The sequence below is a fragment of the Streptomyces atroolivaceus genome (assembly GCF_000717025.1).
GTDB lineage: Bacteria > Actinomycetota > Actinomycetes > Streptomycetales > Streptomycetaceae > Streptomyces > Streptomyces atroolivaceus.
The window spans coordinates 1-22,745 of record NZ_JNXG01000016.1 but is presented as its reverse complement, the minus strand read 5'-3'; the positions used below and the strand labels follow the sequence as shown (position 1 = coordinate 22,745).

23 protein-coding genes, 3 tRNA genes and 1 pseudogene are annotated in these 22,745 nt (G+C 70.5%); 10 read left to right on the top strand and 17 right to left on the bottom strand.

Features of this window, described 5'->3' with window-relative positions; translation table 11 throughout:
* Positions 1 to 12 precede the first annotated feature (12 nt).
* Positions 13 to 1,638 carry a DAK2 domain-containing protein gene (locus OO67_RS26335; protein ID WP_033304020.1) on the bottom strand — a complete coding sequence of 542 codons (1,626 nt, stop codon included), beginning with the start codon at positions 1,636 to 1,638 and terminating at the stop codon, positions 13 to 15.
* A 257-nt stretch (positions 1,639 to 1,895) separates the two neighbouring features.
* Between OO67_RS26335 and rpmB the strand changes: the two genes are divergently transcribed.
* Positions 1,896 to 2,081 (top strand): 50S ribosomal protein L28, encoded by a 186-nt coding sequence (rpmB, locus tag OO67_RS37190; protein WP_003965989.1) that lies wholly within the window; start codon positions 1,896 to 1,898, stop codon positions 2,079 to 2,081.
* 75 nt (positions 2,082 to 2,156) lie between these two features.
* Here the strand turns inward: rpmB and thiD are convergent, their stop codons facing one another.
* On the bottom strand, positions 2,157 to 2,966 hold the full coding sequence (gene thiD, locus OO67_RS26330) for a bifunctional hydroxymethylpyrimidine kinase/phosphomethylpyrimidine kinase (RefSeq protein WP_033304019.1): 810 nt from the start codon (positions 2,964 to 2,966) through the stop codon (positions 2,157 to 2,159).
* A 77-nt stretch (positions 2,967 to 3,043) separates the two neighbouring features.
* The gene (locus OO67_RS26325; protein ID WP_033304018.1) at positions 3,044 to 4,012 is read right to left on the bottom strand and encodes a thiamine-phosphate kinase; all 969 of its coding nucleotides are present in this window, start codon (positions 4,010 to 4,012) and stop codon (positions 3,044 to 3,046) included.
* Between the two features lie 320 nt (positions 4,013 to 4,332).
* Here OO67_RS26325 and OO67_RS26320 point away from each other — a divergent pair, with 320 nt between their 5' ends.
* Positions 4,333 to 4,566, top strand: a complete 234-nt coding sequence (locus OO67_RS26320) for an Lrp/AsnC family transcriptional regulator (RefSeq protein WP_033304016.1) — start codon at positions 4,333 to 4,335, stop codon at positions 4,564 to 4,566.
* Between the two features lie 20 nt (positions 4,567 to 4,586).
* The gene (locus tag OO67_RS26315) at positions 4,587 to 5,075 is read left to right on the top strand and encodes a DUF3515 domain-containing protein (RefSeq protein WP_033304013.1); all 489 of its coding nucleotides are present in this window, start codon (positions 4,587 to 4,589) and stop codon (positions 5,073 to 5,075) included.
* Between the two features lie 31 nt (positions 5,076 to 5,106).
* Here OO67_RS26315 and OO67_RS26310 read toward each other — a convergent pair whose 3' ends face one another.
* From OO67_RS26310 to OO67_RS26300, 3 genes are read right to left on the bottom strand one after another with little or no spacing between them, the layout of a single operon-like run.
* Positions 5,107 to 6,291: a D-alanine--D-alanine ligase family protein gene (locus OO67_RS26310; protein ID WP_033304011.1), complete on the bottom strand. Its 1,185-nt coding sequence runs from the start codon at positions 6,289 to 6,291 to the stop codon at positions 5,107 to 5,109.
* Positions 6,292 to 6,325: 34 nt separating this feature from the next.
* A complete protein-coding gene (locus OO67_RS26305) occupies positions 6,326 to 7,336 on the bottom strand; it encodes an NAD(P)H-dependent glycerol-3-phosphate dehydrogenase (protein ID WP_033304009.1) in 1,011 nt (336 codons plus the stop codon).
* Positions 7,333 to 8,085: a lysophospholipid acyltransferase family protein gene (locus OO67_RS26300; protein WP_033304007.1), complete on the bottom strand. Its 753-nt coding sequence runs from the start codon at positions 8,083 to 8,085 to the stop codon at positions 7,333 to 7,335. Before OO67_RS26300 ends, OO67_RS26305 begins: the two co-directional genes overlap by 4 nt.
* 136 nt (positions 8,086 to 8,221) lie before the next feature.
* Between OO67_RS26300 and cofC the strand changes: the two genes are divergently transcribed.
* Both cofC and OO67_RS26290 read left to right on the top strand, forming a co-directional pair.
* A complete protein-coding gene (gene cofC / locus OO67_RS26295; RefSeq protein ID WP_033304005.1) occupies positions 8,222 to 8,914 on the top strand; it encodes a 2-phospho-L-lactate guanylyltransferase in 693 nt (230 codons plus the stop codon).
* Positions 8,915 to 8,924: 10 nt separating this feature from the next.
* Positions 8,925 to 9,128: a hypothetical protein gene (locus tag OO67_RS26290; RefSeq protein WP_031100632.1), complete on the top strand. Its 204-nt coding sequence runs from the start codon at positions 8,925 to 8,927 to the stop codon at positions 9,126 to 9,128.
* Positions 9,129 to 9,210: 82 nt separating this feature from the next.
* Here the strand turns inward: OO67_RS26290 and OO67_RS26285 are convergent, their stop codons facing one another.
* From OO67_RS26285 to leuC, 4 genes are all read right to left on the bottom strand, one after another.
* Positions 9,211 to 9,861 (bottom strand): HU family DNA-binding protein, encoded by a 651-nt coding sequence (locus tag OO67_RS26285; RefSeq protein ID WP_033304002.1) that lies wholly within the window; start codon positions 9,859 to 9,861, stop codon positions 9,211 to 9,213.
* A 142-nt stretch (positions 9,862 to 10,003) separates the two neighbouring features.
* Positions 10,004 to 10,231, bottom strand: coding sequence for an SCO5555 family protein (locus OO67_RS26280; RefSeq protein ID WP_033303999.1), 228 nt, complete (start codon positions 10,229 to 10,231; stop codon positions 10,004 to 10,006).
* Positions 10,232 to 10,335: 104 nt separating this feature from the next.
* Complete coding sequence (gene leuD, locus OO67_RS26275; protein WP_033303997.1) at positions 10,336 to 10,929, bottom strand: 3-isopropylmalate dehydratase small subunit; 594 nt, start codon at positions 10,927 to 10,929, stop codon at positions 10,336 to 10,338.
* 2 nt (positions 10,930 to 10,931) lie between these two features.
* The gene (gene leuC, locus OO67_RS26270; protein WP_033303995.1) at positions 10,932 to 12,359 is read right to left on the bottom strand and encodes a 3-isopropylmalate dehydratase large subunit; all 1,428 of its coding nucleotides are present in this window, start codon (positions 12,357 to 12,359) and stop codon (positions 10,932 to 10,934) included.
* A gap of 175 nt (positions 12,360 to 12,534) precedes the next feature.
* Here leuC and ndgR point away from each other — a divergent pair, with 175 nt between their 5' ends.
* The gene (gene ndgR, locus OO67_RS26265) at positions 12,535 to 13,251 is read left to right on the top strand and encodes an IclR family transcriptional regulator NdgR (RefSeq protein ID WP_033303994.1); all 717 of its coding nucleotides are present in this window, start codon (positions 12,535 to 12,537) and stop codon (positions 13,249 to 13,251) included.
* Positions 13,252 to 13,603: 352 nt separating this feature from the next.
* On the opposite strand, the gene OO67_RS26260 is transcribed toward ndgR, so the two are convergent.
* The 7 genes from OO67_RS26260 to OO67_RS26230 all read right to left on the bottom strand — a co-directional run bounded on the left by OO67_RS26260 (position 13,604) and on the right by OO67_RS26230 (position 17,378).
* Positions 13,604 to 13,675, bottom strand: a tRNA-Gln gene (locus OO67_RS26260).
* 12 nt (positions 13,676 to 13,687) lie between these two features.
* Positions 13,688 to 13,760: transfer RNA gene (locus OO67_RS26255), tRNA-Glu, on the bottom strand.
* A 25-nt stretch (positions 13,761 to 13,785) separates the two neighbouring features.
* Positions 13,786 to 13,857: transfer RNA gene (locus OO67_RS26250), tRNA-Gln, on the bottom strand.
* Positions 13,858 to 13,942: 85 nt separating this feature from the next.
* Positions 13,943 to 14,662, bottom strand: a complete 720-nt coding sequence (locus OO67_RS26245) for an HAD family hydrolase (RefSeq protein WP_033303992.1) — start codon at positions 14,660 to 14,662, stop codon at positions 13,943 to 13,945.
* Between the two features lie 116 nt (positions 14,663 to 14,778).
* A complete protein-coding gene (gltX, locus tag OO67_RS26240; protein ID WP_033303991.1) occupies positions 14,779 to 16,290 on the bottom strand; it encodes a glutamate--tRNA ligase in 1,512 nt (503 codons plus the stop codon).
* Positions 16,283 to 17,059: a fumarylacetoacetate hydrolase family protein gene (locus tag OO67_RS26235; protein WP_033303990.1), complete on the bottom strand. Its 777-nt coding sequence runs from the start codon at positions 17,057 to 17,059 to the stop codon at positions 16,283 to 16,285. The genes gltX and OO67_RS26235 overlap by 8 nt, the downstream gene beginning before the upstream one ends.
* A 136-nt stretch (positions 17,060 to 17,195) precedes the next feature.
* Positions 17,196 to 17,378 carry a hypothetical protein gene (locus tag OO67_RS26230; RefSeq protein ID WP_033303989.1) on the bottom strand — a complete coding sequence of 61 codons (183 nt, stop codon included), beginning with the start codon at positions 17,376 to 17,378 and terminating at the stop codon, positions 17,196 to 17,198.
* Positions 17,379 to 17,987: 609 nt separating this feature from the next.
* Between OO67_RS26230 and OO67_RS26225 the strand changes: the two genes are divergently transcribed.
* The 4 genes and pseudogenes from OO67_RS26225 to OO67_RS37185 all read left to right on the top strand — a co-directional run.
* The gene (locus tag OO67_RS26225; protein WP_033303987.1) at positions 17,988 to 21,659 is read left to right on the top strand and encodes a sensor histidine kinase; all 3,672 of its coding nucleotides are present in this window, start codon (positions 17,988 to 17,990) and stop codon (positions 21,657 to 21,659) included.
* Positions 21,660 to 21,668: 9 nt separating this feature from the next.
* A complete protein-coding gene (locus OO67_RS26220; RefSeq protein ID WP_006127850.1) occupies positions 21,669 to 22,082 on the top strand; it encodes a roadblock/LC7 domain-containing protein in 414 nt (137 codons plus the stop codon).
* 134 nt (positions 22,083 to 22,216) lie between these two features.
* Positions 22,217 to 22,624, top strand: coding sequence for a DUF742 domain-containing protein (locus OO67_RS26215; RefSeq protein WP_003966010.1), 408 nt, complete (start codon positions 22,217 to 22,219; stop codon positions 22,622 to 22,624).
* Positions 22,605 to 22,745: pseudogene (locus OO67_RS37185) on the top strand (ATP/GTP-binding protein); the annotation flags it as partial. The gene OO67_RS26215 and the pseudogene OO67_RS37185, both read left to right, overlap by 20 nt.

Sequence of the window (22,745 nt, the reverse complement as noted above, 5' to 3'; positions counted from 1 at the left end):
CCGGGCGACGTGTCACTCGACGCCGATCAGCAGGGGTGCCGCCTGACGGCCGCCCCGGTAGACGACCGTGTCGACGGCGAGGTGGCCCTCACGGATGTGTGCGCCCAGTTCGTCGGCCAGGGCGTCGGGCACGTCCTCACCCAGGATCAGGGTGACGAGTTCACCACCGGCCGACAGCATCCGGTCCAGGACCGTGCGGGCCGTGCCGGGGACGTCCTCACCGATGACGGCCACGTCCCCGTCGATCATCCCGAGGATGTCGCCGGCCTGGCAGATGCCCGCCATGGTCCACGACTGGTGTTCGGCGACAGCCACTTCGGCGTACCGGGTGGCACCGGCCGCCGACGTCATGGCGACGACGTCCTCGTCGAAGCTGCGGCCGGGTTCGTGGACGGCGAGCGCGGCGATGCCCTGGACCGCGGCGCGGGTGGGGACCAGGGCGACCCGGACTCCTTCCGCCCTGGCCTGTTCGGCGGCGGCGGCGGCGGTGTGGCGCAGCAGTGCGTCGTTGGGCAGCAGGACGACCTCGCGGGCGTGGGCCCGGCGGATGGCGTCGACCAGCTCGCCGCTGGCGGGCGGCTCGCCGGGGCGCGCGAGCACGGTGGTCGCCCCGGCCTCGGTGCACAGACCCGCGAGCCCGTCGCCGGGGACGACCACGACGACCGCGCGCTGGACGGGGTCCCGGTCTGCGCGGACCCGGTCTGCGGCGAAGTGCGTGATCCGGATCCGGTAGGGCCGGCCGGCCTCGACCCCGGCCTCGACGGCCGCCCCGGCGTCGTCGGCATGGACGTGGACGTTCCACAGCCCGTCGCCGCCGACCACGACGAGGGAGTCCCCCAGGGCGTCGAGCCGGCTCCGCAGCCTGGCGACCGCGTCGTCGGGTGCCTCCAGCAGATAGATGATCTCGAAGGCCGGGCCGTCGTCGTCCGGGTCCGTGTCCGCACAGTCGCCCGTCAGGGGCAGGTACTCGGGGGCGGGCAGGACGGCGCGCTCACGCGCCCGTCCGCCGACCGCTTCCAGCAGTGCGCCGAGCACGGTCACCAGGCCCTGCCCGCCCGCGTCCACGACGCCCGCCCGCCCGAGGACGGCGAGCTGGCCCGGGGTCGCGGCCAGGGCGGTGCGCGCCCCTTCGTACGCCGCCTCGACCACGGCCTCGATGCCTGTGCTCCCCTCCGTGGCCGCTGCCGCCTCGGCGGCGGCCGTGGCGACGGTGAGCACCGTGCCCTCGACGGGGTGGGCGACGGCCAGCCGCGCCGCCGCGGCGGCCTCCGTGAGCGCGGTCCGCAGGTGATGCGCGTCACCCGACTCGGACAGCACCGAGGCCATGCCGCGCAGCAGCTGGGCCAGGATGGTCCCGGAGTTCCCCCGGGCGCCGATCAGCGCGCCGTGCGCCATGGCCCGTACGGCGTCGGCGGGCGCGGGCACGGTGGAACCGGTCTCGTGGGCCGCGAAGACCGCTTCGACGGCCGCTGCCGCCGACTCCACGGTCAGATAGAGGTTGGTGCCGGTGTCCCCGTCGGCGACGGGATACACGTTGATGGCGTCGATGGCCGTCCGCTCCCGGCCGAGGGCCTCCAGGGCCAGTGAGCACCAGGTGCGCACCGCGACGGCGTCAAGATCGTCGGGGGACTGCGGCACCGTTGGTCCTCCTTGGGACGGCCGTGGGGGGGTGGCTGCACCGCAGGGTAGCCCTCGTGCGCGTGCCGGTCGGGGACAGGTGCGGGACGGAGTGCTCGGGGAGCCGTGGTAGTTTCGTATCTCCGAAGCAGGCGTTGTATGCTGCTTCGGTTGCCCGACGAGAGTCGGGCCAATCCCTCCGGTACCGCCACTTCAGTAAAATGATTCCGGCGCGCCGGAATTCACTGTAAGTGCATCTGAAGTCTTTGGAGTGACCCGTGGCTGCCAACTGCGACGTTTGCGGCAAGGGGCCGAGCTTCGGCAACAGCATTTCGCACTCGCACCGCCGTACGTCCCGTCGCTGGAATCCCAACATCCAGCGCGTGCGTGCAGTGGTCGGTCGGACGCCGAAGCGGCTCAACGTCTGCACCTCGTGCATCAAGGCCGGCAAGGTCGCGCGCTGACGTCCCCGTCGTAGCGCAGCCTTCCGGTTGCCCAAAAAGCCGGTCCACCTCGGTGGACCGGCTTTTTGCTGTGCTTCAGCGGGCGGTGCGTGCGCGCCAGCCGTGATCGACGGGGCCGATGCCGCCACCCAGCGCGAAGCCGGCCCGGATCGCGCCGGTGACGTACTCCTTCGCGTTCCGCACGGCCGTCGGGACGTCGTGGCCGCGGGCGAGTCCGCACGCGATGGCGGACGCGAGGGTGCAGCCCGTGCCGTGCGTGTGCCGGTTGTCGAGCCTGGGTGCGCGCAGCCAGTGCTCCTCGTCGCCGTCCGTCAGCAGGTCCACGGCTTCGCCCGGCAGATGTCCGCCCTTGATCACCACCCAGCGCGGCCCGAACGCGAGGATCTTGGCGGCGGCCCGGCGCATCCCGGTTTCGTCGGTGACGGTGACACCGGTGAGCTGGGCCACCTCGTCGAGATTCGGGGTGGCCACCGTGGCGACGGGCAGCAGCTTCGTGCGTACGGAGTCGAGGGCTTCGGCGGCCAGCAGCGCGTCCCCGTGTTTGGAGACCCCTACGGGATCGACGACGACGGGTGCGCCGGTCGCCGCGAGGAGTTCCGCGACGGTGTCGACGAGCCCGGCCGAGGACAGCATCCCGGTCTTCACCGCCTGGACGCCTATGTCGTCGACGACGCTGCGGTACTGGGCGCGTACGGCGTCCGCCGGCAGCTCCCAGGCGCCCTGCACGCCCAGGGAGTTCTGGGCGGTCACCGCGGTCAGCACGCTCATGCCGTGGGTGCCGAGGGCCAGCATCGTCTTCAGGTCTGCCTGGATGCCCGCACCGCCGCCGGAGTCTGATCCGGCGACGGTGAGGACACGGGGCGGTATCGGGGCGGGTGCGCTCATGCCCCGGAATCTACTAGGGCGTGCTGGGGAAGTAGCACCGTCCGTCCGGAGGGCGGGCGGGACTTCCCCAGCACGCCCTAAGCGTCCTCGATGGATCCGAAGTGGTCCCAGCCGCCCTTGCTCGTCCACGGGGCCCCGTCGACGGTGACCTGGGGCAGCGCCGAGGGGTTGAGGACCTCTCCGATGACCTTCCAGCGCGCGGGGAGCTTCACGTCGGACGGGAACGTCGCCACGATCGCGTGGTCCTCTCCCCCGGTGAGCACCCACTGCAGCGGGTCGACCCCGACGGCCTGTCCGATGTCGGACATCTGCGAGGGGATGTCGATGAGTCCGGAACGCAGGTCGATGCGGACCTTGCTGGCCTCGGCGATGTGCCCGAGGTCGGCGACGAGTCCGTCGCTGACGTCGGTCATGGCCGTGGCACCCAGCCCGGCTGCCGCGGGGCCCGCGTGGTACGGCGGTTCGGGGCGCCGGTGGGCTTCCACGAACGCGCGCGGCGAACGGAACCCCCGGGAGAGCACGGCGAATCCGGCCGCCGACCAGCCGAGCCATCCGGTGACGGCCACGACGTCGCCGGGCCGGGCGCCGGCCCGGGTGACGGGTTCGTGGTTACGCAGGTCTCCGAGTGCGGTGATCGCGACGGTGATGGTGTCGCCGCCGACGGTGTCACCGCCGACCACGGCCGCACCGGCGACCTGGCACTCGTCGCGCAGCCCGTCCATCAGCTCGGCGGCCCAGGTGACCGGCAGGTCGGCCGGTACGACGAGGCCGAGCAGCAGCGCGGTGGGCACGGCGCCCATGGCCGCGATGTCGGCGAGGTTCTGGGCGGCGGCCTTGCGGCCGACGTCGTACGCCGTCGACCAGTCACGGCGGAAGTGCCGCCCTTCCAGCAGGATGTCCGTACTGGCCACGACCCTGCGGTCGGGAGCGGCCACGACCGCGGCGTCGTCGCCGGGTCCCAGCCGTACCGCCGGAGTGGTGGTGAGCCGGGAAGTGAGCTCTCTGATGAGCCCGAACTCCCCCAACTCGCCCACGGTTCCCTTCACCGAGTCTCACCTCTCATCTATCGCACCGGACGCCTGTCCGGGCTGCTTCAGCGGCCGGAGGCCCGGACCATGGGCGGACGGCCCACGGGAGCCGGTGGCCCCGGGACGTGCGGGCGTCACTGTCCCCCTCCCGCACCGGTGGGCTTGCGGTCGCGAGCCCCAACTGCTGTCGGTACCGTCAAGAGACACGTCAACTTCTGTGGTGCGTACGCCACGCTGTGGACGTCAACCGGCCCGTAGGTCTCCCCGCGGCCCGGGGCAACGCGATAACGTGGCGTCCCTTTCCCCCACATGATCCTCGTGGCCGCCCTGGAGGTTTCGTGGTACAGGCGTACATCCTCATCCAGACCGAGGTGGGCAAGGCGTCGACCGTCGCCGAGACCATCGCAAAGCTTCCGGGAGTGATTCAGGCAGAGGACGTCACAGGCCCCTACGACGTGATCGTGCGCGCGCAGGCCGACACGGTCGACGCGCTCGGCCGCATGGTGGTCGCCAAGGTCCAGCAGGTGGACGGCATCACACGTACCCTGACCTGCCCGGTCGTCCACCTCTGACCCCTGTCTACGCTGGTCCGGTGACTCACATCCGCCGCCGGTCCCCCCGATCCCGTGTTCTCGCTCCGTCCGCCGCCCTGTTCGTGCTCGCCGCGGCGGGCTGTTCCGGCGGCGGTGCCCAGCCCTCGGTGACGGTTCCCGCGCCGTCGCCGGAGGCCGCCGTGTACTGCGGGAAGCTGCACAAGGCACTGCCGGAGACCGTCGCCGGTCTGGAACGGAGCGATCCCTCGCCGGATTCGGACCTGACCGCCGGCTGGGGGGACGGGGCGATCGTACTGCGCTGCGGGGTCCCGCGACCCGCGAGGATGGACGATCCCCAGTCCGACGCCGTCGACGCGGACGGCGTCAACTGGCTGCTGGAGCAGCGCGATGACGCCGGCCCGCGGTTCACGACCACCTACCGCAAGGCGTATGTGGAGGTGACGCTCGGGACGGAGTACGCCCATGACATCACCCCGTTGTCCGCGTTCGCCGTGCCCGTGAGGAAGACGGTCCCCGACAGCCTCTGAAGGGCTGTCCGCGCGGGACGGCCCCCGGAGGTCAGCGCAGGCCGGTGGAGCGGTTCAGCGCGGACGTGATCAGCCGGTCCACCAGCTCCGGGTACTCCACGCCGCTCGCCTGCCACATGCGCGGGAACATGGAGATCGGGGTGAAGCCCGGCATGGTGTTGATCTCGTTGATGACGAACGAGCCGTCCTCGGTGAGGAAGAAGTCGGCGCGCACCAGACCTTCGCAGGAGGCCGCCTCGAAGGCCTCGACGGCGAGCCGCTGCACCTCGGCGGTCTGCTCGTCGGTGAGGGGTGCGGGGACCAGGCCGGCCGCCGAGTCGATGTACTTGGCCTCGAAGTCGTAGAAGTCGTGCGCGGTGACGGGCGGGATCTCCGCCGGCACGCTGGCCCGCGGTCCGTCCTCGAACTCCAGCACGCCGCACTCGATCTCCCGGCCGCGCAGCAGGGACTCCACGATGAACTTGGGGTCGTGCCGGCGGGCCTCGTCGATCGCGTCGTCGAGTCCGGCGGCGTCGTCGACCTTGGTGATGCCCATGGAGGAGCCACCGCGGGCGGGCTTGATGAAGAGCGGCCAGCCGTGCTCGGCGGCGAACTCCATGATGCGCTTGCGTGCGGCGGGACGGTCCGACTCCCACTCCCGGGGGCGGACGACCTCGTACGGGCCGACGGGCAGCCCGAAGGAGGTGAACACCCGCTTCATGTACTCCTTGTCCTGGCCGACGGCCGAGGACAGGACACCGGCGCCGACGTAGGGCACGCCGGACAGCTCCAGGAGCCCCTGGAGCGTGCCGTCCTCGCCGTAGGGGCCGTGCAGCATGGGGAAGACGACGTCGACCTCACCCAGGACCGTGGGCACCGACCCCGGTTCGCTGACGACGACGTCACGGTTGCCGGGGTCGACGGAGAGCGTCACGGCGCCCTGCGCCGAGTCGGTCAGCTGGTCCACGTCCGGCACCTGCCGGTCCGTGATGGCCATGCGGGCCGGGTCGTCGGACGTGAGGGCCCAACGTCCGTCCCTGGTGATACCGATCGGCAGGACGTCGTACTTCGTCCGGTCGACGGCGCTCATGATGGCACCGGCCGTGACGACCGAGATGCCGTGTTCGGAGCTCCGGCCGCCGAACACGACGGCCACGCGCGGCTTGCGGCACGGCTCGGAGCTCTGCTCGGAGCTCAGGGGGCTCTCGGTGCTCTGGGGGAGGTTCTGGCTGCTCATATCGCGACGAGCGTACCTGCTGGTAGGGCTCGAGTCAGCGTCGCTCGGGCTTGGCGCTGCGAGACATCAGCTCCTTGAGCGCGACCACCGGCGGCTTGCCCTCGTGGACGATGCCGACAACCGTCTCGGTGATCGGCATGTCGACGTCGTGCCGGCGCGCCAGATCGAGCACCGATTCGCAGGACTTGACGCCTTCGGCGGTCTGGCTCGTGACGGCGACGGTCTCCTGGAGCGTCATGCCGCGCCCGAGGTTGGTACCGAAGGTGTGGTTCCGCGAGAGCGGCGAGGAGCACGTCGCCACCAGGTCGCCGAGTCCGGCGAGCCCTGAGAAGGTGAGCGGGTCGGCGCCCATGGCGAGCCCCAGCCGGGTGGTCTCGGCGAGGCCGCGGGTGATGAGCGAGCCCTTGGCGTTGTCACCGAGGCCCATACCGTCGGCGATGCCCACCGCGAGGCCGATGACGTTCTTCACGGCGCCGCCGAGCTCGCAGCCGACCACGTCGGTGTTGGTGTAAGGCCGGAAGTACGGGGTGTGGCAGGCGGCCTGGAGGCGCCGGGCGACCTCCTCGTCGGAGCAGGCGACGACGGCCGCGGCGGGGCGGCGTTCGGCGATCTCCTTGGCGAGGTTGGGGCCGGTGATGACGGCGATCCGGTCCGGAGTGACCTCGGTGACGTCCTCGATGACCTCGCTCATGCGCTTGGCGGTGCCGAGTTCGACGCCCTTCATCAGGGAGACGAGCACCGTGCCGGGCTCCAGGTGCCGTGCCCAGTCGGCGAGGTTGGCGCGCAGCGTCTGCGAAGGCACGACGAGGACGGCGAAGTCGGCGCCGCGCAGTGCCTCGGCGGGGTCGGTCGTCGCCCGGACCGAGGCCGGCAGTTCGACGCCCGGCAGATAGCCGGGGTTGGTACGGGTCGTGTTGACGGCTTCGGCGACCTCGGAGCGACGGCCCCAGAGGGTGACGTCGCAGCCGGCGTCGGCGAGGACCATGGCGAAGGCCGTACCCCATGAGCCGGTTCCGAAGACGGCCGCCTTTGCGGGGTGCGTCACGTCGTTCCCTTTCCCTCTGCCTTGCGCCGCTGTTCAGCACGGGCCTTGCGGTGATCGTAGAGCTCGGCGGGCGCCTTCTCGCCACGTACGTCCTCGAGCTGGGCGGTGATCGCGGCCATGATGGCCTCGGTCGCCTCGCGCAGGACGTCGGGGGTCGGCTCGAGGCCGTAGTAGCGGGAGAGGTCGACCGGCGGTCCGGCCTGCACCCGGAGTGTCTTGCGGGGGAACAGCTGGAGCTTGTTCTCCTTGGCGTAGGGCGGCATCGCGAGGTTGGCGCCCCACTGGGCGACGGGGATGACCGGGGCCTTGGTCATCAGCGCCACACGGGCGGCACCGGTCTTGCCGGCCATCGGCCACATGTCGGGATCGCGGGTGAGCGTGCCCTCCGGATAGAAGGCGACGCACTCGCCGCGCTCGATGGCGTCGACGGCGGCGCGGAACGCGTCGAGCGCGTTGGTCGTCTCGCGGTAGACGGGGATCTGCCCGGTGCCGCGCAGGATCATTCCGACGAAAGGCGTCCTGAACAGTCCGGCCTTGGCGAGGAGCCGCGGCACACGCCCGGTGTTGTACTGGAAATGCCCGTACGACAGCGGGTCCAGATAGGAGTTGTGATTGACCGCGGTGATGAATCCGCCATCGGCCGGAATGTGATCCATTCCCCGCCAGTCCCGCTTGAACAGAACCACCAGGGGCGGTTTCGCGATGACCGCCGCCAGGCGGTACCAGAAGCCGATTCTGCGGCGGGACACTCGGACGCCTTCCTCTAGGACTGGGCTGCTACGCGGCTCGCGGCGTTGCTGTTCTGCCCCGGGCCCCTGCTGTGGACAACACCGTACGCCTCACCCGTGGGGGCGGACCTCCGGGTTGTCGTACCGGCAGGCGAGAATGTGGGCCGATGCTACGGAGGGGGAGATCGCCACGAACACCGACCCGACCGGCTCCTGGTCCCTGGTCGTCCCGCTGAAACCGCTCGCACGGGCGAAGAGCAGGCTCGGCCGGGCGGTGGGCGGGGATCTGCGTCCGCGCCTGGCCCTGGCGTTCGCACAGGACACCGTGTCGGCCGCGCTGTCGTGCCGGGCGGTGGGGGATGTGGTGGTAGTCACGGACGATCCGGTGGCCGGGGAGGCGCTGGCCGCGCTCGGAGCGCGCACGGTGGCCGACACCCCGGCGGCCGGGCTCAACGCGGCGCTGGAGCACGGCGCGCGGTGGGTGCGCGCGCGGCGGGCGGGTGCGGCGGTGGCCGTGCTCAACGCGGATCTTCCCGCACTGCGTCCGGAGGAATTGGCTCGGGTCCTCGAATTCTCCGAAGAATTTCCCCGCGCATTCGTCGGGGATGCACAGGGAATCGGCACCACATTTCTTTCCGCGACATCCGGGGTGGAATTGAGGCCTTCCTTCGGCGGGGAATCACGCGCGCGGCATCTGGCGTCGGGGGCGGTGGAGGTCGCACTGCCGGGTCTCGATTCGGTCCGCAGGGACGTGGACACGGGCGACGACCTGGGGGCGGCGCTGTCCCTGGGAGTGGGGCGGTTCACCGCGGGGCTGGCGTCCCCGGCGGTGCCTGCCGCGGACCGATAGGCTGCCGCTCATGCAGGCGACCTCGTTCACGTACGACTCCGAGACCCGCACCGGCAGCGTGCTTCTCGACGACGGCACCCCGGTCGACTTCGACGCGGCGGCGTTCGACGCGGGAGGTCTGCGGCTCCTGCGTCCGGGCCAGCGGGTGCGGATCGAGACCGAGGGTGAGGGTGCCTCGCTGCGGATCACCCTGGTGACGCTGCAGACGCTCTGAAAGAGCCTCCGAACAGCCCGCGGGCCGGGCTCCCCGAGGGGAGCCCGGCCCGGCGCGTGTGAGGAACGAGCGGTGCCCGGTCTCACTTCTTGCGTGCGGTGACCTTCTTGGCTGTGGTCTTGCGTGCCGTGGTCTTCTTCGCGGGCGCCTTCTTCGCCGTGGTCTTCTTGGCGGGCGCGGTCGTGGCGGCGGCGGTCTTCTTCGTGGCCGTCGTCTTCTTCGCCGGGGTCGCCTTCTTCGCCGCCGGCGCGGTCTTCTTGGCCGTCGCGGTGGTCTTCTTGGCGGTGGTCTTCTTCGCCGGGGCCGTCGTCTTGGCGGCCGCCGTGGACTTGCGCGCCGTGGCCTTCTTGGCGGTGGCCTTCTTCGCGGCCGCCTTCGCCGTCGTGCGGGTGGAAGAACCGCCCGAGAGGCTGCCCTTGGGGGCCTTCTTCACGGCCACGTCGTTCTTGGGGAGCTTCTTGGAGCCGCTCACCAGGTCCTTGAAGCCCTGTCCCGCACGGAAACGGGGGACGGAGGTCTTCTTGACCCGTACGCGCTCTCCCGTCTGCGGGTTGCGGGCGTACCGGGCGGGACGGTCGACCTTCTCGAACGAGCCGAAGCCGGTGACCGAGACCCGGTCCCCCGCGACGACCGCACGGACGATGGCGTCGAGTACCACGTCGACAGCGTCTGCGGCCTGCTGGCGGCCACCGACCTTGTCGGCAATCGCTTCTACGAGCTGCGCCTTGTTCACGTCTTCCCCTTCGGAGACATTGCCGGAACGAAACTGTTCAGGCTTTTTCGCACGTTAGGCAGATATATACCGCAAATCAAACACGAAACGGGCTAATCACCCTAGTGCCGCAACGAAGTCGACCGCTGCGCTGTCCGCAGAGTCAGTCACCTTCGGGGAATCGGCCCTCATCGAGGTCCTTCATCAACCGGTCCAGACGCCTTGCCGCGCCTGGGAGATCGTGCTTAGCCGCGGCCGTGACGACCAGCAGCTTCCGGGACAGCGCCATCCGTACGCCCTCCGGGACTTGCAGTTCGCGCACCTTTGCGTGCGCTTCCTTCAATCGGTCGGCGACTTGGCCATAGAGCTCGAGTTGGCTGTCGCGTTCCATGCACCGATTGTGCCATCTGGGGCGAGTTGTCGCCCGAGGGGGTCTCAACAAGCGACTGCGCCCCCTGCCTTCCGGCAGGGGGCGCAGTTCGGGAAAAGCGCTGCTCAGGCGTCAATCGTACGCGGCTTGTGGGACGGCCGGGCCGCCTCATAAGTCGCAATGTCCGCTTCGTTCTGAAGAGTGAGGCTGATGTCGTCCAGCCCGTTCAGCAGTCGCCAGCGGGCGTTCTCGTCGAGCTCGAAGTCGGCCGTGATCCCCTCGGCGAGGACCTGGCGCTTCTCCAGATCGACGGTGACCTCGGCCTCCGGGTCCCCCTCCGTCAGCTCCCAGAGCCTGTCGACCACCTCTTGGTCCAGGACGACGGTCAACAGACCGTTCTTCAGGGAGTTGCCACGGAAGATGTCGGCGAAGCGGGAGGAGATGACGGCCTTGAAACCGAAGTTCTGCAGGGCCCACACAGCATGCTCACGCGAGGAGCCCGTGCCGAAGTCGGGACCGGCGACCAGGACGGAGGCGCCCTTGCGCTCGGGGCGGTTGAGGACGAAGTTCTCGTCCTTGCGCCAGGCCTCGAAGAGACCGTCCTCGAAACCGTCGCGGGTGACCTTCTTCAGCCAGTGCGCGGGGATGATCTGGTCGGTGTCGACGTTGCTGCGGCGCAGCGGGACGGCCCGGCCGGTGTGTGCGGTGAATGCTTCCATGGTTATCGGACTCCGGCGGGCGTACGGACGTCGGACAGATCGGCGGGCGAGGCCAGATGGCCCAGCACGGCGGTGGCGGCGGCGACCTGCGGGGAGACCAGGTGGGTGCGGCCGCCCTTGCCCTGCCGGCCCTCGAAGTTCCGGTTCGAGGTGGAGGCGGAGCGCTCACCGGGGGCCAGCTGGTCGGGGTTCATGCCGAGGCACATCGAGCAGCCGGCGTGCCGCCATTCGGCGCCGGCGGCGGTGAAGACCTTGTCCAGGCCTTCCTCGACGGCCTGGAGGGCGACCCGGACGGAGCCCGGGACGACCAGCATCCGTACGCCGTCGGCGACTTTGCGGCCCTCCAGGATCGAGGCGGCGTTGCGCAGGTCCTCGATGCGTCCGTTGGTGCAGGAACCTACGAACACCGTGTCGACATTGATCTCGCGCAGCGGCTGGCCGGCGGTCAACCCCATGTACTCCAGGGCCTTTTCGGCGGCGTAACGCTCCGAAGCGTCCTCGTACGAAGCAGGGTCGGGCACGTGGGCCGACAGCGGCGCGCCCTGGCCCGGGTTGGTGCCCCAGGTGACGAACGGCGCGAGTGCGGCACCGTCGATGACGACCTCGGCGTCGAAGACGGCGTCGTCGTCGGTGCGCAGCGTCTTCCAGTACTCCACCGCGGCGTCCCACTCCTCGCCCTCGGGCGCGTGGTCGCGGCCCCGCAGGTAGGCGAAGGTGGTCTCGTCGGGGGCGATCATGCCCGCGCGGGCACCGGCCTCGATCGACATGTTGCAGATGGTCATCCGTGCCTCCATCGAGAGCTTCTCGATGGCGGAGCCGCGGTATTCGAGGATGTAGCCCTGGCCGCCACCGGTGCCGATCCGGGCGATGATGGCCAGGATGAGGTCCTTGGCGGTGACGCTGTCGGGGAGTTCGCCCTCGACGGTGATCGCCATGGTCCGGGGGCGCGCCAGCGGCAGCGTCTGGGTGGCGAGGACGTGCTCGACCTGGCTGGTGCCGATACCGAAGGCCAGCGCTCCGAACGCACCGTGGGTGGAGGTGTGCGAGTCGCCGCAGACGACGGTGGTGCCGGGCTGGGTCAGGCCGAGCTGCGGACCGACCACGTGCACGACGCCCTGCTCGACGTCACCCAGCGGGTGCAGCCGGACGCCGAAGTCCGCGCAGTTCTTGCGCAGGGTCTCCAGCTGGGCACGGGAGACCGGGTCGGCGATCGGCTTGTCGATGTCGAGGGTCGGGGTGTTGTGGTCCTCGGTGGCGATGGTGAGGTCGAGGCGCCGCACCGGCCGGCCGGCCTGACGCAGACCGTCGAACGCCTGCGGGCTGGTCACCTCGTGCAGCAGGTGCAGATCGATGAAGAGGAGGTCGGGCTCGCCATCGGCGCGCCGGACGACGTGGTCGTCCCAGACCTTCTCCGCGAGTGTCCTACCCATCGCTTTCCCTCCGGCCGGCGTCTTCGCCGGCCCAACTAGAGATTCGGGTTTGCCACCGCCCGGGCCCCCGAGCGGGGCGGTGACTGCGGGCCGTTGTACGGCCGCTCCTACAGGTTCGCAACTTCCGGAGAAAATTGAACTTGCGTTTCACAGAGTGAGACGGGAGTATCGTCGTATGGACAACTCTAGCGGCGTCGGCGTTCTCGACAAGGCAGCTCTGGTATTGAGCGCCCTGGAGTCCGGTCCGGCCACCCTCGCCGGGCTGGTCGCGGCGACAGGGCTCGCACGGCCCACGGCACACCGACTGGCCGTGGCACTCGAACACCACCGCATGGTGGCGAGGGACATGCAGGGCCGTTTCATTCTCGGCCCCCGGCTCGCGGAGCTCGCGGCCGCGGCCGGCGAGGACCGCCTCCTGGCGACGGCCGGACCCGTACTCACACACCTGCGCGACATCACCGGCGAGAGCGCACAGCTCTACCGCCGGCAGGGCGACATGCGGATCTGCGTGGCCGCGGCGGAGCGCCTGTCCGGACTGCGGGACACCGTGCCGGTCGGCTCCACGCTCACGATGAAGGCGGGTTCCTCCGCCCAGATCCTGATGGCCTGGGAGGAGCCGGAGCGCCTGCACCGGGGCCTGCAAGGGGCCCGCTTCACGGCGACGGCGCTTTCGGGCGTACGGCGGCGCGGCTGGGCCCAGTCGATCGGCGAGCGCGAACCGGGCGTGGCCTCGGTCTCGGCCCCGGTCCGCGGGCCGTCGAACCGGGTGGTCGCCGCGGTGTCCGTCTCCGGGCCGATCGAGCGGCTGACCCGCCACCCCGGCCGTATGCACGCGCAGGCCATCATCGACTCGGCGGCGCGGCTGAGCGAGGCCCTGCGCCGCACGGGCTGAGCTCCGCGCCGTACCCAGCCGGTCCGCCCCTCCCGCTTCTCCCCCGAGGCCGCCCCAGCGCCGTGGCGGCCCCTTGATCCCGGCTCCTGCTTCCGGCCGGTACGCCACCGGACGCGCCGAAGTCGTCCGGCCGCTCACGGGACTTGACCGGCGACGGTTCCACAGACCGGCCAACTCCCCCCGTACACAGCTCAACCCGTCCGCCGCCCCGGCCGTCTCCGCGGTGTGACGTACCTCGCCCGACAGGGCCCGCCCTGTCCGCGAAGCCCGGCAACGCCCGCCCCGTACACGAAAAAGGCCCTTCACCGGGGTGAAGAGCCTTTCCACGGGGGCTTGTTACTTCGGTCTTGCGCTGGGCTACCAGGACTCGAACCTAGAATGACGGTACCAGAAACCGTAGTGTTGCCAATTACACCATAGCCCATGGTGTGACAAGTACCCCCGACCGGATTCGAACCGGCGCTACTGCCGTGAGAGGGCAGCGTGCTAGGCCGCTACACAACGGGGACGGGGGCTTGTTACTTCGGTCTTGCGCTGGGCTACCAGGACTCGAACCTAGAATGACGGTACCAGAAACCGTAGTGTTGCCAATTACACCATAGCCCACTGAAACGCAACCCCTGGGGGTTCTGTTTCTGTCTGCGCTTCCCGGCCGGATCTTTCGGCCCGCTCGGGCGGCGCAGGAAGAACATTACCTGAAGGTGTCCGGCGCTCCAAAACGGGTATTGCCCGCCAGCAGACCGGGAAGCTCGTCCAGCCCCGTGATCCGCACGAGCTCGGGGCGCCCGCCCTGCCCGTCACGGTCGAGCCAGATACCCGTCAGTCCGGCGGCCACCGCGCCGCCCGCGTCGATGTCGGGTTCGTTCCCCACGTACGCCACCTCGTGCGGGTCGAGCTCCATGACCTCGCAGGCCGCGTGGAAGGCCCCCGCCTCCGGCTTGGAAATGCCCAGCTCGACGGCGCACACCACCGCCTCGAAGCGGTCGCGCACGCCGAGGGCGCGCAGCTTGCGGTCCTGGTTGTGGATGCTGGAGTTGGACAGGACGGCGTGGCGGAAGCTTCCCGCCAGCCGGTCCAGGACCGGCAGGGTGTCGGGAAAGAGCGCCCACGCGGCCTCGTAGTGGGCGGCGTGCCGGCCGAACCAGTCGTCGGCCTCGGTATCGCTCAGCCGCCGCCCGAGGAACGCGCGCACGCGCTCACGGCGTTGCCCCTGGAAGTCGAGCTCCCCTGCGGCGAAGCGCGCCCACTGCACATCCGTGATGGCCTTCCAGGCGTCGAGAGCACGCTCCAGGCCGTCGTACCCCTCGGGGTAGCCCTCGTGCTCCAGGTGCTTGCGCATGCCGATGCGGTCGGCTCCGGAGTAGTCGAAGATCGTGTCGTCGATGTCCCAGAGGACCGCTCGGATGGTCATGCGGTCTGCATACCCGTCCCACCGCCGCCCGATGCCGACGGGCAGGCCCCCCACACGAACGGCCGGAGGCCGGGCCCCCCCTCGGGGAGCCCGGCCTCCGGTCCGCACGGGAACAGCTACGCGGCGAGCTTCGCCAGCGCGGCGTCGATGCGCGCGATCGTCTTCTCGCGGCCCAGGATCTCCAGGGACTCGAAGAGCGGCAGCCCGACCGTACGGCCGGTGACGGCCACGCGCACCGGGGCCTGCGCCTTGCCGAGCTTCAGACCGTGCTTCTCGCCGGCGGTGAGGACGGCCGTCTTGAGCGCCTCGGCGTTCCACTCGGCCGCGGTCAGCTCGGCGCGGGCCGTGACGAGCAGGGCGTCGGAGCCCTCCTTCATGGCCTTCGTCCAGGACGCCTCGTCGTGGACGGGCTCGTCCAGGAAGAGGAAGTCGACGTTGGCCGTGATGTCCGAGAGCACCGTCACACGGGTCTGGGCGTGCGGGGCGATCTCGGCGAACTGCTCCGCGTCGAACGCCTCCGGCGCCCACGGGGCGAAGGGGGCCTTCAGCCAGGGCCCACAGGCCTCGGTGAAGGTCTTCACGTCGAGCATGCGCAGGTGCTCGGCGTTGATGTGCTCGGCCTTCTTCAGGTCGAAGCGCGCCGGGTTGGCGTTGACGTCGGCGATGTCGAACGCGGCGACCAGCTCGTCGCGGCCGAAGATGTCACGGTCCTCGGCGATCGACCAGCCGAGCAGCGAGAGATAGTTGATCAGCCCCTCGGGCAGGAAGCCGCGCTCACGGTAGAGGTTGAGCGAGGCCTGCGGGTCGCGCTTGGAGAGCTTCTTGTTGCCCTCCCCCATGACGTACGGGAGGTGGCCGAAGGCGGGGGTGTCCTTGGCGATCCCCAGCTCGATGAGCGCCCGGTAGAGGGCGATCTGGCGCGGGGTGGAGGAGAGCAGGTCCTCGCCGCGCAGGACGTGGGTGATCTCCATCAGCGCGTCGTCGACGGGGTTGACGAGCGTGTAGAGCGGGGCACCGTTGGCGCGCACGATGCCGTAGTCCGGGACGTTCTCCGGCTGGACCGTGATGTCGCCGCGGACCAGGTCGGTGAAGGTGATCGCCTCGTCGGGCATCCGGAAGCGCACGATCGAGGTGCGGCCCTCGGCCTCGTACGCGGCCTTCTGCTCGTCGCCCAGGTCGCGGCAGTGGCCGTCGTAGCCCGAGGGCTTGCCGGCCGCGCGCGCGGCGTCGCGGCGGGCGTCGAGCTCCTCGGTGGTGCAGTAGCACGGGTACGCGTACCCGGCGGCCAGGAGCTTCTCCGCGACGTCCTTGTAGAGGTCCATCCGCTGCGACTGGCGGTACGGGGCGTGGGGGCCGCCGGTCTCGGGGCCCTCGTCCCAGTCGAGGCCGAGCCAGCGCATCGAGTCGAGCAGCTGGCCGTAGGACTCCTCGGAGTCGCGGGCCGCGTCGGTGTCCTCGATACGGAAGACCAGGGTGCCCTGGTGGTGCCGGGCGAAGGCCCAGTTGAAGAGAGCCGTCCGGACCAGGCCGACGTGGGGGTTACCGGTCGGGGAGGGACAGAAACGGACGCGAGGGGGTACCCCCTGCTCGAGCGGAGCCGAGAGCTTGGGGGACGGTGCGTTAACCACGCTTGATCACCTTGTTGGTGAGAGTGCCGATGCCTTCGATGGTGACGGCGACCTCGTCGCCGACGTGCAGGGGCCCGACCCCTGCGGGGGTCCCGGTGAGGATCACGTCGCCCGGGAGCAGCGTCATGGCTTCCGTGATGTGGACGACCAGGTCCTCGACGGAGCGGATCATGTCGCTCGTACGGCCGAGCTGACGCTGCTCGCCGTTGACCGTGGCCTGGATGGCCAGGTTGCCCGGGTCGATCCCGGTCTCCACCCAGGGGCCGAGCGGGCAGGAGGTGTCGAAGCCCTTCGCCCGCGCCCACTGGCTCTCGCGGCGCTGGACGTCACGGGCGGTGACGTCGTTGGCGCAGGTGTAGCCGAAGATCACGTCCTTGACGCGCTCGCGCGGGACCTCGCGGCACATACGGCCGATCACCACGGCCAGCTCGGCCTCGTGGTGCAGCTCCTCGGAGAAGGAGGGGTATTCGATGGAGTCGCCCGCGCCGATCACCGAGGTGGTGGGCTTGAAGAAGGCGACGGGCACATCCGGGACCTCGTTGCCCATTTCGGCGGCGTGTTCCGCGTAGTTGCGGCCGATGGCCACGACCTTGTTGGGGAGCACGGGCGGCAGCAGCCGGACCTTGTTCAGCGGGACCTTGGTCCCGGAGAGTTCGAAGTCGGCGTACGGGATGCCCTTGATGATGTCGAGGACGAGGCTGTCGGGGCTGTCGCCCTCGACCGCGCCGAAGGCGACATTGCCGTCGATGGAGAACCTGGCGATGCGCACGGGATGCTGTCGCCCCTCACTTGCTGGCTGGCTGAAGACTGACGCTCCAGGCTAGCGCGTCGGCCTCGGCGGGAGAGGCGCTGGCGCGGGTGAGGGGCCCGCGCCGTGCGGGTGACGGCCGGGGCCGGACGGGCCGCTACTTCGCAGCCGTGACCGGGGCGACCATGAGGATGGTGCGGCGCGGGTTGGCCGTCTGGGTGGGCAGGTCGACGGCGTGCTCCCGCAGTTCCGGCGTCTGCGGTGCCTCGGCGCCCTCGATGTGCGCCAGCGTCGTGCGCCGCGGGTTGGCAATGTTGCGGAACGTCATCGTCGTCTTCATCTGCCGTGTGGACCCTTGTCGCTGGGGCGCCGCCCGGAGGCGCGCCGGTTGTCGGATTCGCTATCCCTGTAAAGCGCCAGGCTAAACATCCGATTCCCCGCCATGGCCGGGATGAGACGGCGATCTTCATGTGAGTTTGCTCACGAGGTTGCCGACAAAACGCCCATTAGAGGCACTTGATCGCGGGTTGCAAACCAGACAATACGTCTCTGAATCTGTCATTCCGCTCCCGATCATGGCGTCTGGGACACCCGCCACGCCCTGGGAGTCCACACCTAATCGCCCGCTTTGCCCCTGAACGCGTTCCACGCCTTGTCACTCGGCAATCACACGGTGTCATCCAGGTCACAGCCCGGTACGCGGGCCTTGTTGGAGATCCTCCACTGTGCTGGAATTCCACGCACCGCCGCGGGTTTCAGGCCCAGCGCGCAGGGGCGCAACGCAGCGCCGAGTGGCGGCGGGAGGGGGAAGTACGCCGGTCACTCACGACCACCATGGGGCGCGTCCAGCGCCCCAAGACGCCGACACCGTCCTGCCGCGCCACGCGCGGACGGGACGCCTGGTCCAGAGGTTGCGACGCTAGTGCAGGGACGTTTCAAGAGGGATGGCATGGGGTCGCCTCAGCCCCGCCAGGGCCGAGGGGAAACCCCGGCGGAGCAGGAGCCGCGCGGCGGGAACGACCGCGGTTCCTCGCCCCAGCACGCCCAGATTCCCGGTGCGGCCGGCGACGGCGGTGACCGGGCGCAGCACTCCGGCACGACGAGCACCGGCAGCACGGAGGCGGCGCCTTCGAAGCCGGTCGGTGTCCCCTCCACCGGCTCACGCCTGGCCCTGCGCAACTGGCGCATCAGCACGCGTCTGGTCTCCCTGCTCGCGCTCCCCGTGGTGGCGGCGACCACCCTGGGCGGACTGCGCATCAACGAGTCCATGAACGACATGGACCAGCTGGAGCACATGCAGCTGCTCACCCAGATGACCCGGAAGGCGACCGCACTCGCCAACGCGCTCCAGGAGGAGCGCGACAGGTCGGCCGGCCCGCTGTCGAACGGCCTGAAGGCCACCGACTACAAGGTCACGCAGCCCCGTGAGCGCACCGACCGCGCCAAGGCCGCCTTCTTCGAGGCCACGGACGAGATCGGCAACACCCCGGGTGACGCGGCGCTGGACAGCATCCACGCGAGCGTCAGCCAGATCGGCACGCAGCTGGGCAACATCACCAGCATCCGCAAGGACGCGTACGCCGCCGACAGCCCGAGCCTCAACACGATCGACCAGTACAGCCAGCTGATCACGTCACTGCTGAGCCTTTCGCAGGACATGGCGCAGGCCACCAGCAACCCGGAGATGATCAAGCGGACGCGTGCCCTGGCCGCCTTCTCGTCCTCCAAGGAGTACGCCTCCGTCGAGCGTGCGATCATCGCCGCGGCGCTGCCGGACGGCAACAGCACCAAGACGCACCTGAACGACAACGACCAGGCGTACGGGCGCAACGCGCTCGGCAAGGCGAGCTCGACCCTCAAGACGTTCGAGACGACCTACGAGTCCACCGGGAAGAGCTCCGCCGAGCTGCTGGCGCCCCTGGACAGCGGGAATCCCGAGATCACCGCCGCCGACATGTACGCGAAGAAGGTGCTCGACAGCCCCCTGGGCATGGAGGGCAGCGGCAACAAGGTCCGCACGTACATGGACTGGTACGACCAGAGCTCCACCAAGATCAACGCCATGAAGACCATCGAGGCGTCGCTCCTCGGTGAGATGGAGAGCAAGGCCCGCGAGCTGCGTGAGGAGTCGCAGCGCGACGCGATCCTCAACGGTGCGATCATCCTCCTCGTCCTCGGCGTCTCCCTGGTCGGCGCCTTCGTCGTGGCGCGGTCCATGATCCGCTCGCTGCGGCGGCTGCAGGACACCGCGACCCGGGTCGCCCAGGACCGGCTGCCCGAGCTCGTCAAGCAGCTCTCCGAGACGGACCCGCAGGACGTCGACACCTCCGTCGAGTCGGTCGGTGTCCACTCCCGCGACGAGATCGGCAAGGTGGCCGCGGCCTTCGACGACGTGCACCGCGAGGCGGTCCGTCTGGCCGCCGAGCAGGCGCTGCTGCGAGGCAACGTCAACGCGATGTTCACCAACCTCTCGCGCCGCAGCCAGGGCCTCATCCAGCGCCAGCTCTCGCTCATCTCCGAACTGGAGTCCCGCGAGGCCGACCCGGACCAGCTGTCCTCGCTCTTCAAGCTCGACCACCTCGCGACCCGCATGCGCCGTAACGGCGAGAACCTCCTCGTCCTCGCGGGTGAGGAGCCCGGCCGCCGGTGGACCCGGCCCGTGCCGCTGGTCGACGTGCTCCGTGCCGCCGCCTCCGAGGTGGAGCAGTACGAGCGCATCGAACTGGCCGCGGTGCCCGCCACCGAGGTCGCCGGCCGCGTCGTCAACGACCTCGTGCACCTCCTCGCCGAGCTGCTGGAGAACGCCACGTCGTTCTCGTCGCCGCAGACGAAGGTCCGGGTCACCGGTCACGCGCTGCCCGACGGCCGTGTGCTCGTCGAGATCCACGACACCGGTATCGGCCTCTCCCCCGAGGACCTGGCCGCGATCAACGAGCGGCTCGCCTCGCCGCCCACCGTGGACGTCTCGGTGTCCCGCCGCATGGGTCTGTTCGTGGTCGGCCGGCTGTCCCTGCGTCACGGCATCCGCATCCAGCTGCGGCCCTCCGACTCCGGCGGTACGACCGCGCTGGTCATGCTGCCCATGGAGGTCGCGCACGGCGGCAAGCAGCCGCCGAAGCCTGGCCAGCAGGGCAAGGGCCCGCAGGGCGGCGCCCCCGGCGGGCTCCTCGCCGGCGGTGGCGCTCCCGCCGACGGCCAGCGTCCCGGACTCGCCGGCCCCGCGCCGGCTCCCGCCAAGGGACTGGGACCGTCCGCCCCGCGCGGGCAGGTCGGTGCCGGCTCGGGCCCCCGGGCCGCACTGCCGTCACGCGACGGCGGACCGCGTCAGCCGCAGCAGGGCAACGGCCAGCAGAGCCCGGGCCTGCCGGGCCAGGGCCGGCCGGAGGGTCCGCGTCAGGGCGGCGGCCTCGCCGGTGCCTTCTCCGGCGGCGCCCGGCCGGGAGCCCGTCCCCCGCAGGACCCCTCGGCGGGAGCGGACTCGGGCCGGCCCAACCTCTTCGGCCACTCCGGCCGGCAGAGCGGCCCGCCCGCGCGGCAGGCTCCGCAGCAGCAGGCCCCGGCCGGCCAGGGCGACGGGGGCGGTCCCCAGCAGCCCGGCGGACCCGGCCTCCAGCTTCCGCCTTCCGGTGGACCGCGGGCCGAGCTGCCCGGGGGCAACCCTCAGCCCCAGCGTCCCCAGGGCACGAGCTGGGGCGTCGAGGAGCAGGGCGCTCCCCGGCGTACGCAGCCCGACTCGCCGCGTGGTCACGAGGAGCACGACACCGGGCGGTTCGCACGTCCCGGCACCTCGGGCCCGAACCAGCCGTTCAGCCCGCCGAACCAGCGTCCGCCGATGAACGACCGTCAGGGCCCGGGCGCCACCGAGGAGTTCGCCCGCCCGGACTTCTCGGCACCGCAGGGTTACCAGGCGCCGCAGGCTCCGGACCCGGCGAGCACCGCGCAGTTCGCCCGCCCCGACTTCAACGCCCCGTTCCCGCAGGACCAGGGCTTCGGCGGCCAGCTACCGCAGCGTCCGCAGGCGCCCGCGCCGCGACGGCAGGACAACGCCGACTTCGGCGCACCGCGTCCGCCCGCCCCGTCCGCGGGTGAGCCGCCGCGCCGCCCGGCCCTGCCGCAGCAGCCCGAGGTGCTGCCGCCGGCCGGTCCCGGAGACGGGCGCACGCCGCTGTACGACACGCTGGAGACGAACTGGTTCCACGGACCGCAGCAGGGTGGCCAGCAGCCGCCCGAGGCGGAACCGCAGGCACCGGCCGCCTCTCAGCCCGCCGGCACGCCGCCTCCGCCCATGCCACGGCGTGGTGCGGCCGACACCGGCGCCACGAGTTCCTGGCGCGCGTCGCCCAACGACGAGCTCGTGCGACAGGCCGAACGGGTCAAGAAGCCCGCCGCCGGCGGGATCACCACCTCCGGACTGCCCCGCCGTGTCCCTCGTGCCAATTTGGTACCGGGCACTGCTCAGCAGCAGAATCATCAGTCCGGACCTCAGGTCTCGCGTGCGCCCGATGACGTACGCGGCCGTCTGACCAATCTCCGCCGGGGCATCCAGCAGGGACGACAGGCCAACACCGGCCCGTCTACCGGCAGTTTCCAACTCGGCCCCACTCACCAGCAGGAGCGTTAGTTGAGCCCCATGAGTCAGGCCGCGCAGAATCTGAACTGGCTGATCACCAACTTCGTGGACAACACCCCAGGGGTGTCCCACACGGTGGTGGTCTCCGCGGATGGCCTGCTGCTGGCGATGTCCGAAGGTTTCCCGCGCGACCGCGCCGATCAGCTGGCGGCTGTCGCCTCCGGCCTGACGTCGCTCACCGCGGGTGCCTCCCGGATCTTCGAAGGCGGCGCCGTGAGCCAGACGGTCGTGGAGATGGAGAGGGGCTTCCTCTTCCTCATGTCCATCTCTGACGGATCGTCGCTCGCCGTCCTCGCCCATCCGGACGCCGACATCGGTCTGGTCGGGTACGAGATGGCACTCCTCGTCGACCGCGCGGGGACCGTCCTCACCCCTGACCTCCGTGCCGAACTACAAGGCAGTCTGCTCCACTAGACGGCCATGCGGCAGAGATCCGACATGATCCCCCCAGGTACTACTCAAAACCCTCACCCGTCCGGCCGACACAGCCCCCCACCGGCCACCTTCAGACGGCAAGCCGACACCCTGCTGTCACGCCCGGAGGATTTATGACCCCGCCACCCGCCTCACCTGATCCGTACGGCGCCCTGCACCACGCGTCGTACGACGGTGAAGGCGACCAGCCGCTGGTCCGTCCCTACGCCATGACCGGCGGCCGGACCCGTCCGCGCTATCAGCTCGCGATAGAGGCGCTGGTCAGCACCACAGCGGACCCCGCCCACCTCGGGACGCTGCTCCCCGAGCACCAGCGGATCTGCCACCTGTGCCGCGAGGTCAAGTCGGTGGCGGAGGTCTCGGCCCTGCTGTCCATGCCCCTGGGTGTGGCACGGATCCTCGTGGCAGACCTGGCGGAAGCCGGCATGGTGGCCATCCACCAGCCGGGCAACGGAGAGGCCGGCGGCGCGCCGGATGTGACACTGCTCGAAAGGGTGCTCAGTGGACTTCGCAAGCTCTAGCGGCGGTACGGCCCGCTCCACCACCTCGGCGAAGATCGTGGTGGCAGGGGGCTTCGGCGTGGGTAAGACCACGTTTGTCGGTGCCGTCTCGGAGATCAATCCGCTGCGCACCGAAGCCGTG

What these genes read in the sequence shown, in the direction of transcription:
- OO67_RS26215 (WP_003966010.1), top strand. Translation starts at nt 22,217, where the DNA reads ATGACCCCGCCACCCGCCTCACCTGATCCGTACGGCGCCCTGCACCAC.
- leuD (WP_033303997.1), bottom strand. Translation starts at nt 10,929, where the DNA reads ATGGAAGCATTCACCGCACACACCGGCCGGGCCGTCCCGCTGCGCCGC.
- OO67_RS26230 (WP_033303989.1), bottom strand. Translation starts at nt 17,378, where the DNA reads ATGAAGACGACGATGACGTTCCGCAACATTGCCAACCCGCGGCGCACG.
- OO67_RS26280 (WP_033303999.1), bottom strand. Translation starts at nt 10,231, where the DNA reads ATGGAACGCGACAGCCAACTCGAGCTCTATGGCCAAGTCGCCGACCGA.
- OO67_RS26290 (WP_031100632.1), top strand. Translation starts at nt 8,925, where the DNA reads ATGCAGGCGACCTCGTTCACGTACGACTCCGAGACCCGCACCGGCAGC.
- OO67_RS26245 (WP_033303992.1), bottom strand. Translation starts at nt 14,662, where the DNA reads ATGACCATCCGAGCGGTCCTCTGGGACATCGACGACACGATCTTCGAC.
- leuC (WP_033303995.1), bottom strand. Translation starts at nt 12,359, where the DNA reads ATGGGTAGGACACTCGCGGAGAAGGTCTGGGACGACCACGTCGTCCGG.
- ndgR (WP_033303994.1), top strand. Translation starts at nt 12,535, where the DNA reads ATGGACAACTCTAGCGGCGTCGGCGTTCTCGACAAGGCAGCTCTGGTA.
- OO67_RS26220 (WP_006127850.1), top strand. Translation starts at nt 21,669, where the DNA reads ATGAGTCAGGCCGCGCAGAATCTGAACTGGCTGATCACCAACTTCGTG.
- cofC (WP_033304005.1), top strand. Translation starts at nt 8,222, where the DNA reads ATGTGGGCCGATGCTACGGAGGGGGAGATCGCCACGAACACCGACCCG.
- thiD (WP_033304019.1), bottom strand. Translation starts at nt 2,966, where the DNA reads ATGAGCGCACCCGCCCCGATACCGCCCCGTGTCCTCACCGTCGCCGGA.
- OO67_RS26310 (WP_033304011.1), bottom strand. Translation starts at nt 6,291, where the DNA reads ATGAGCAGCCAGAACCTCCCCCAGAGCACCGAGAGCCCCCTGAGCTCC.
- OO67_RS26225 (WP_033303987.1), top strand. Translation starts at nt 17,988, where the DNA reads ATGGGGTCGCCTCAGCCCCGCCAGGGCCGAGGGGAAACCCCGGCGGAG.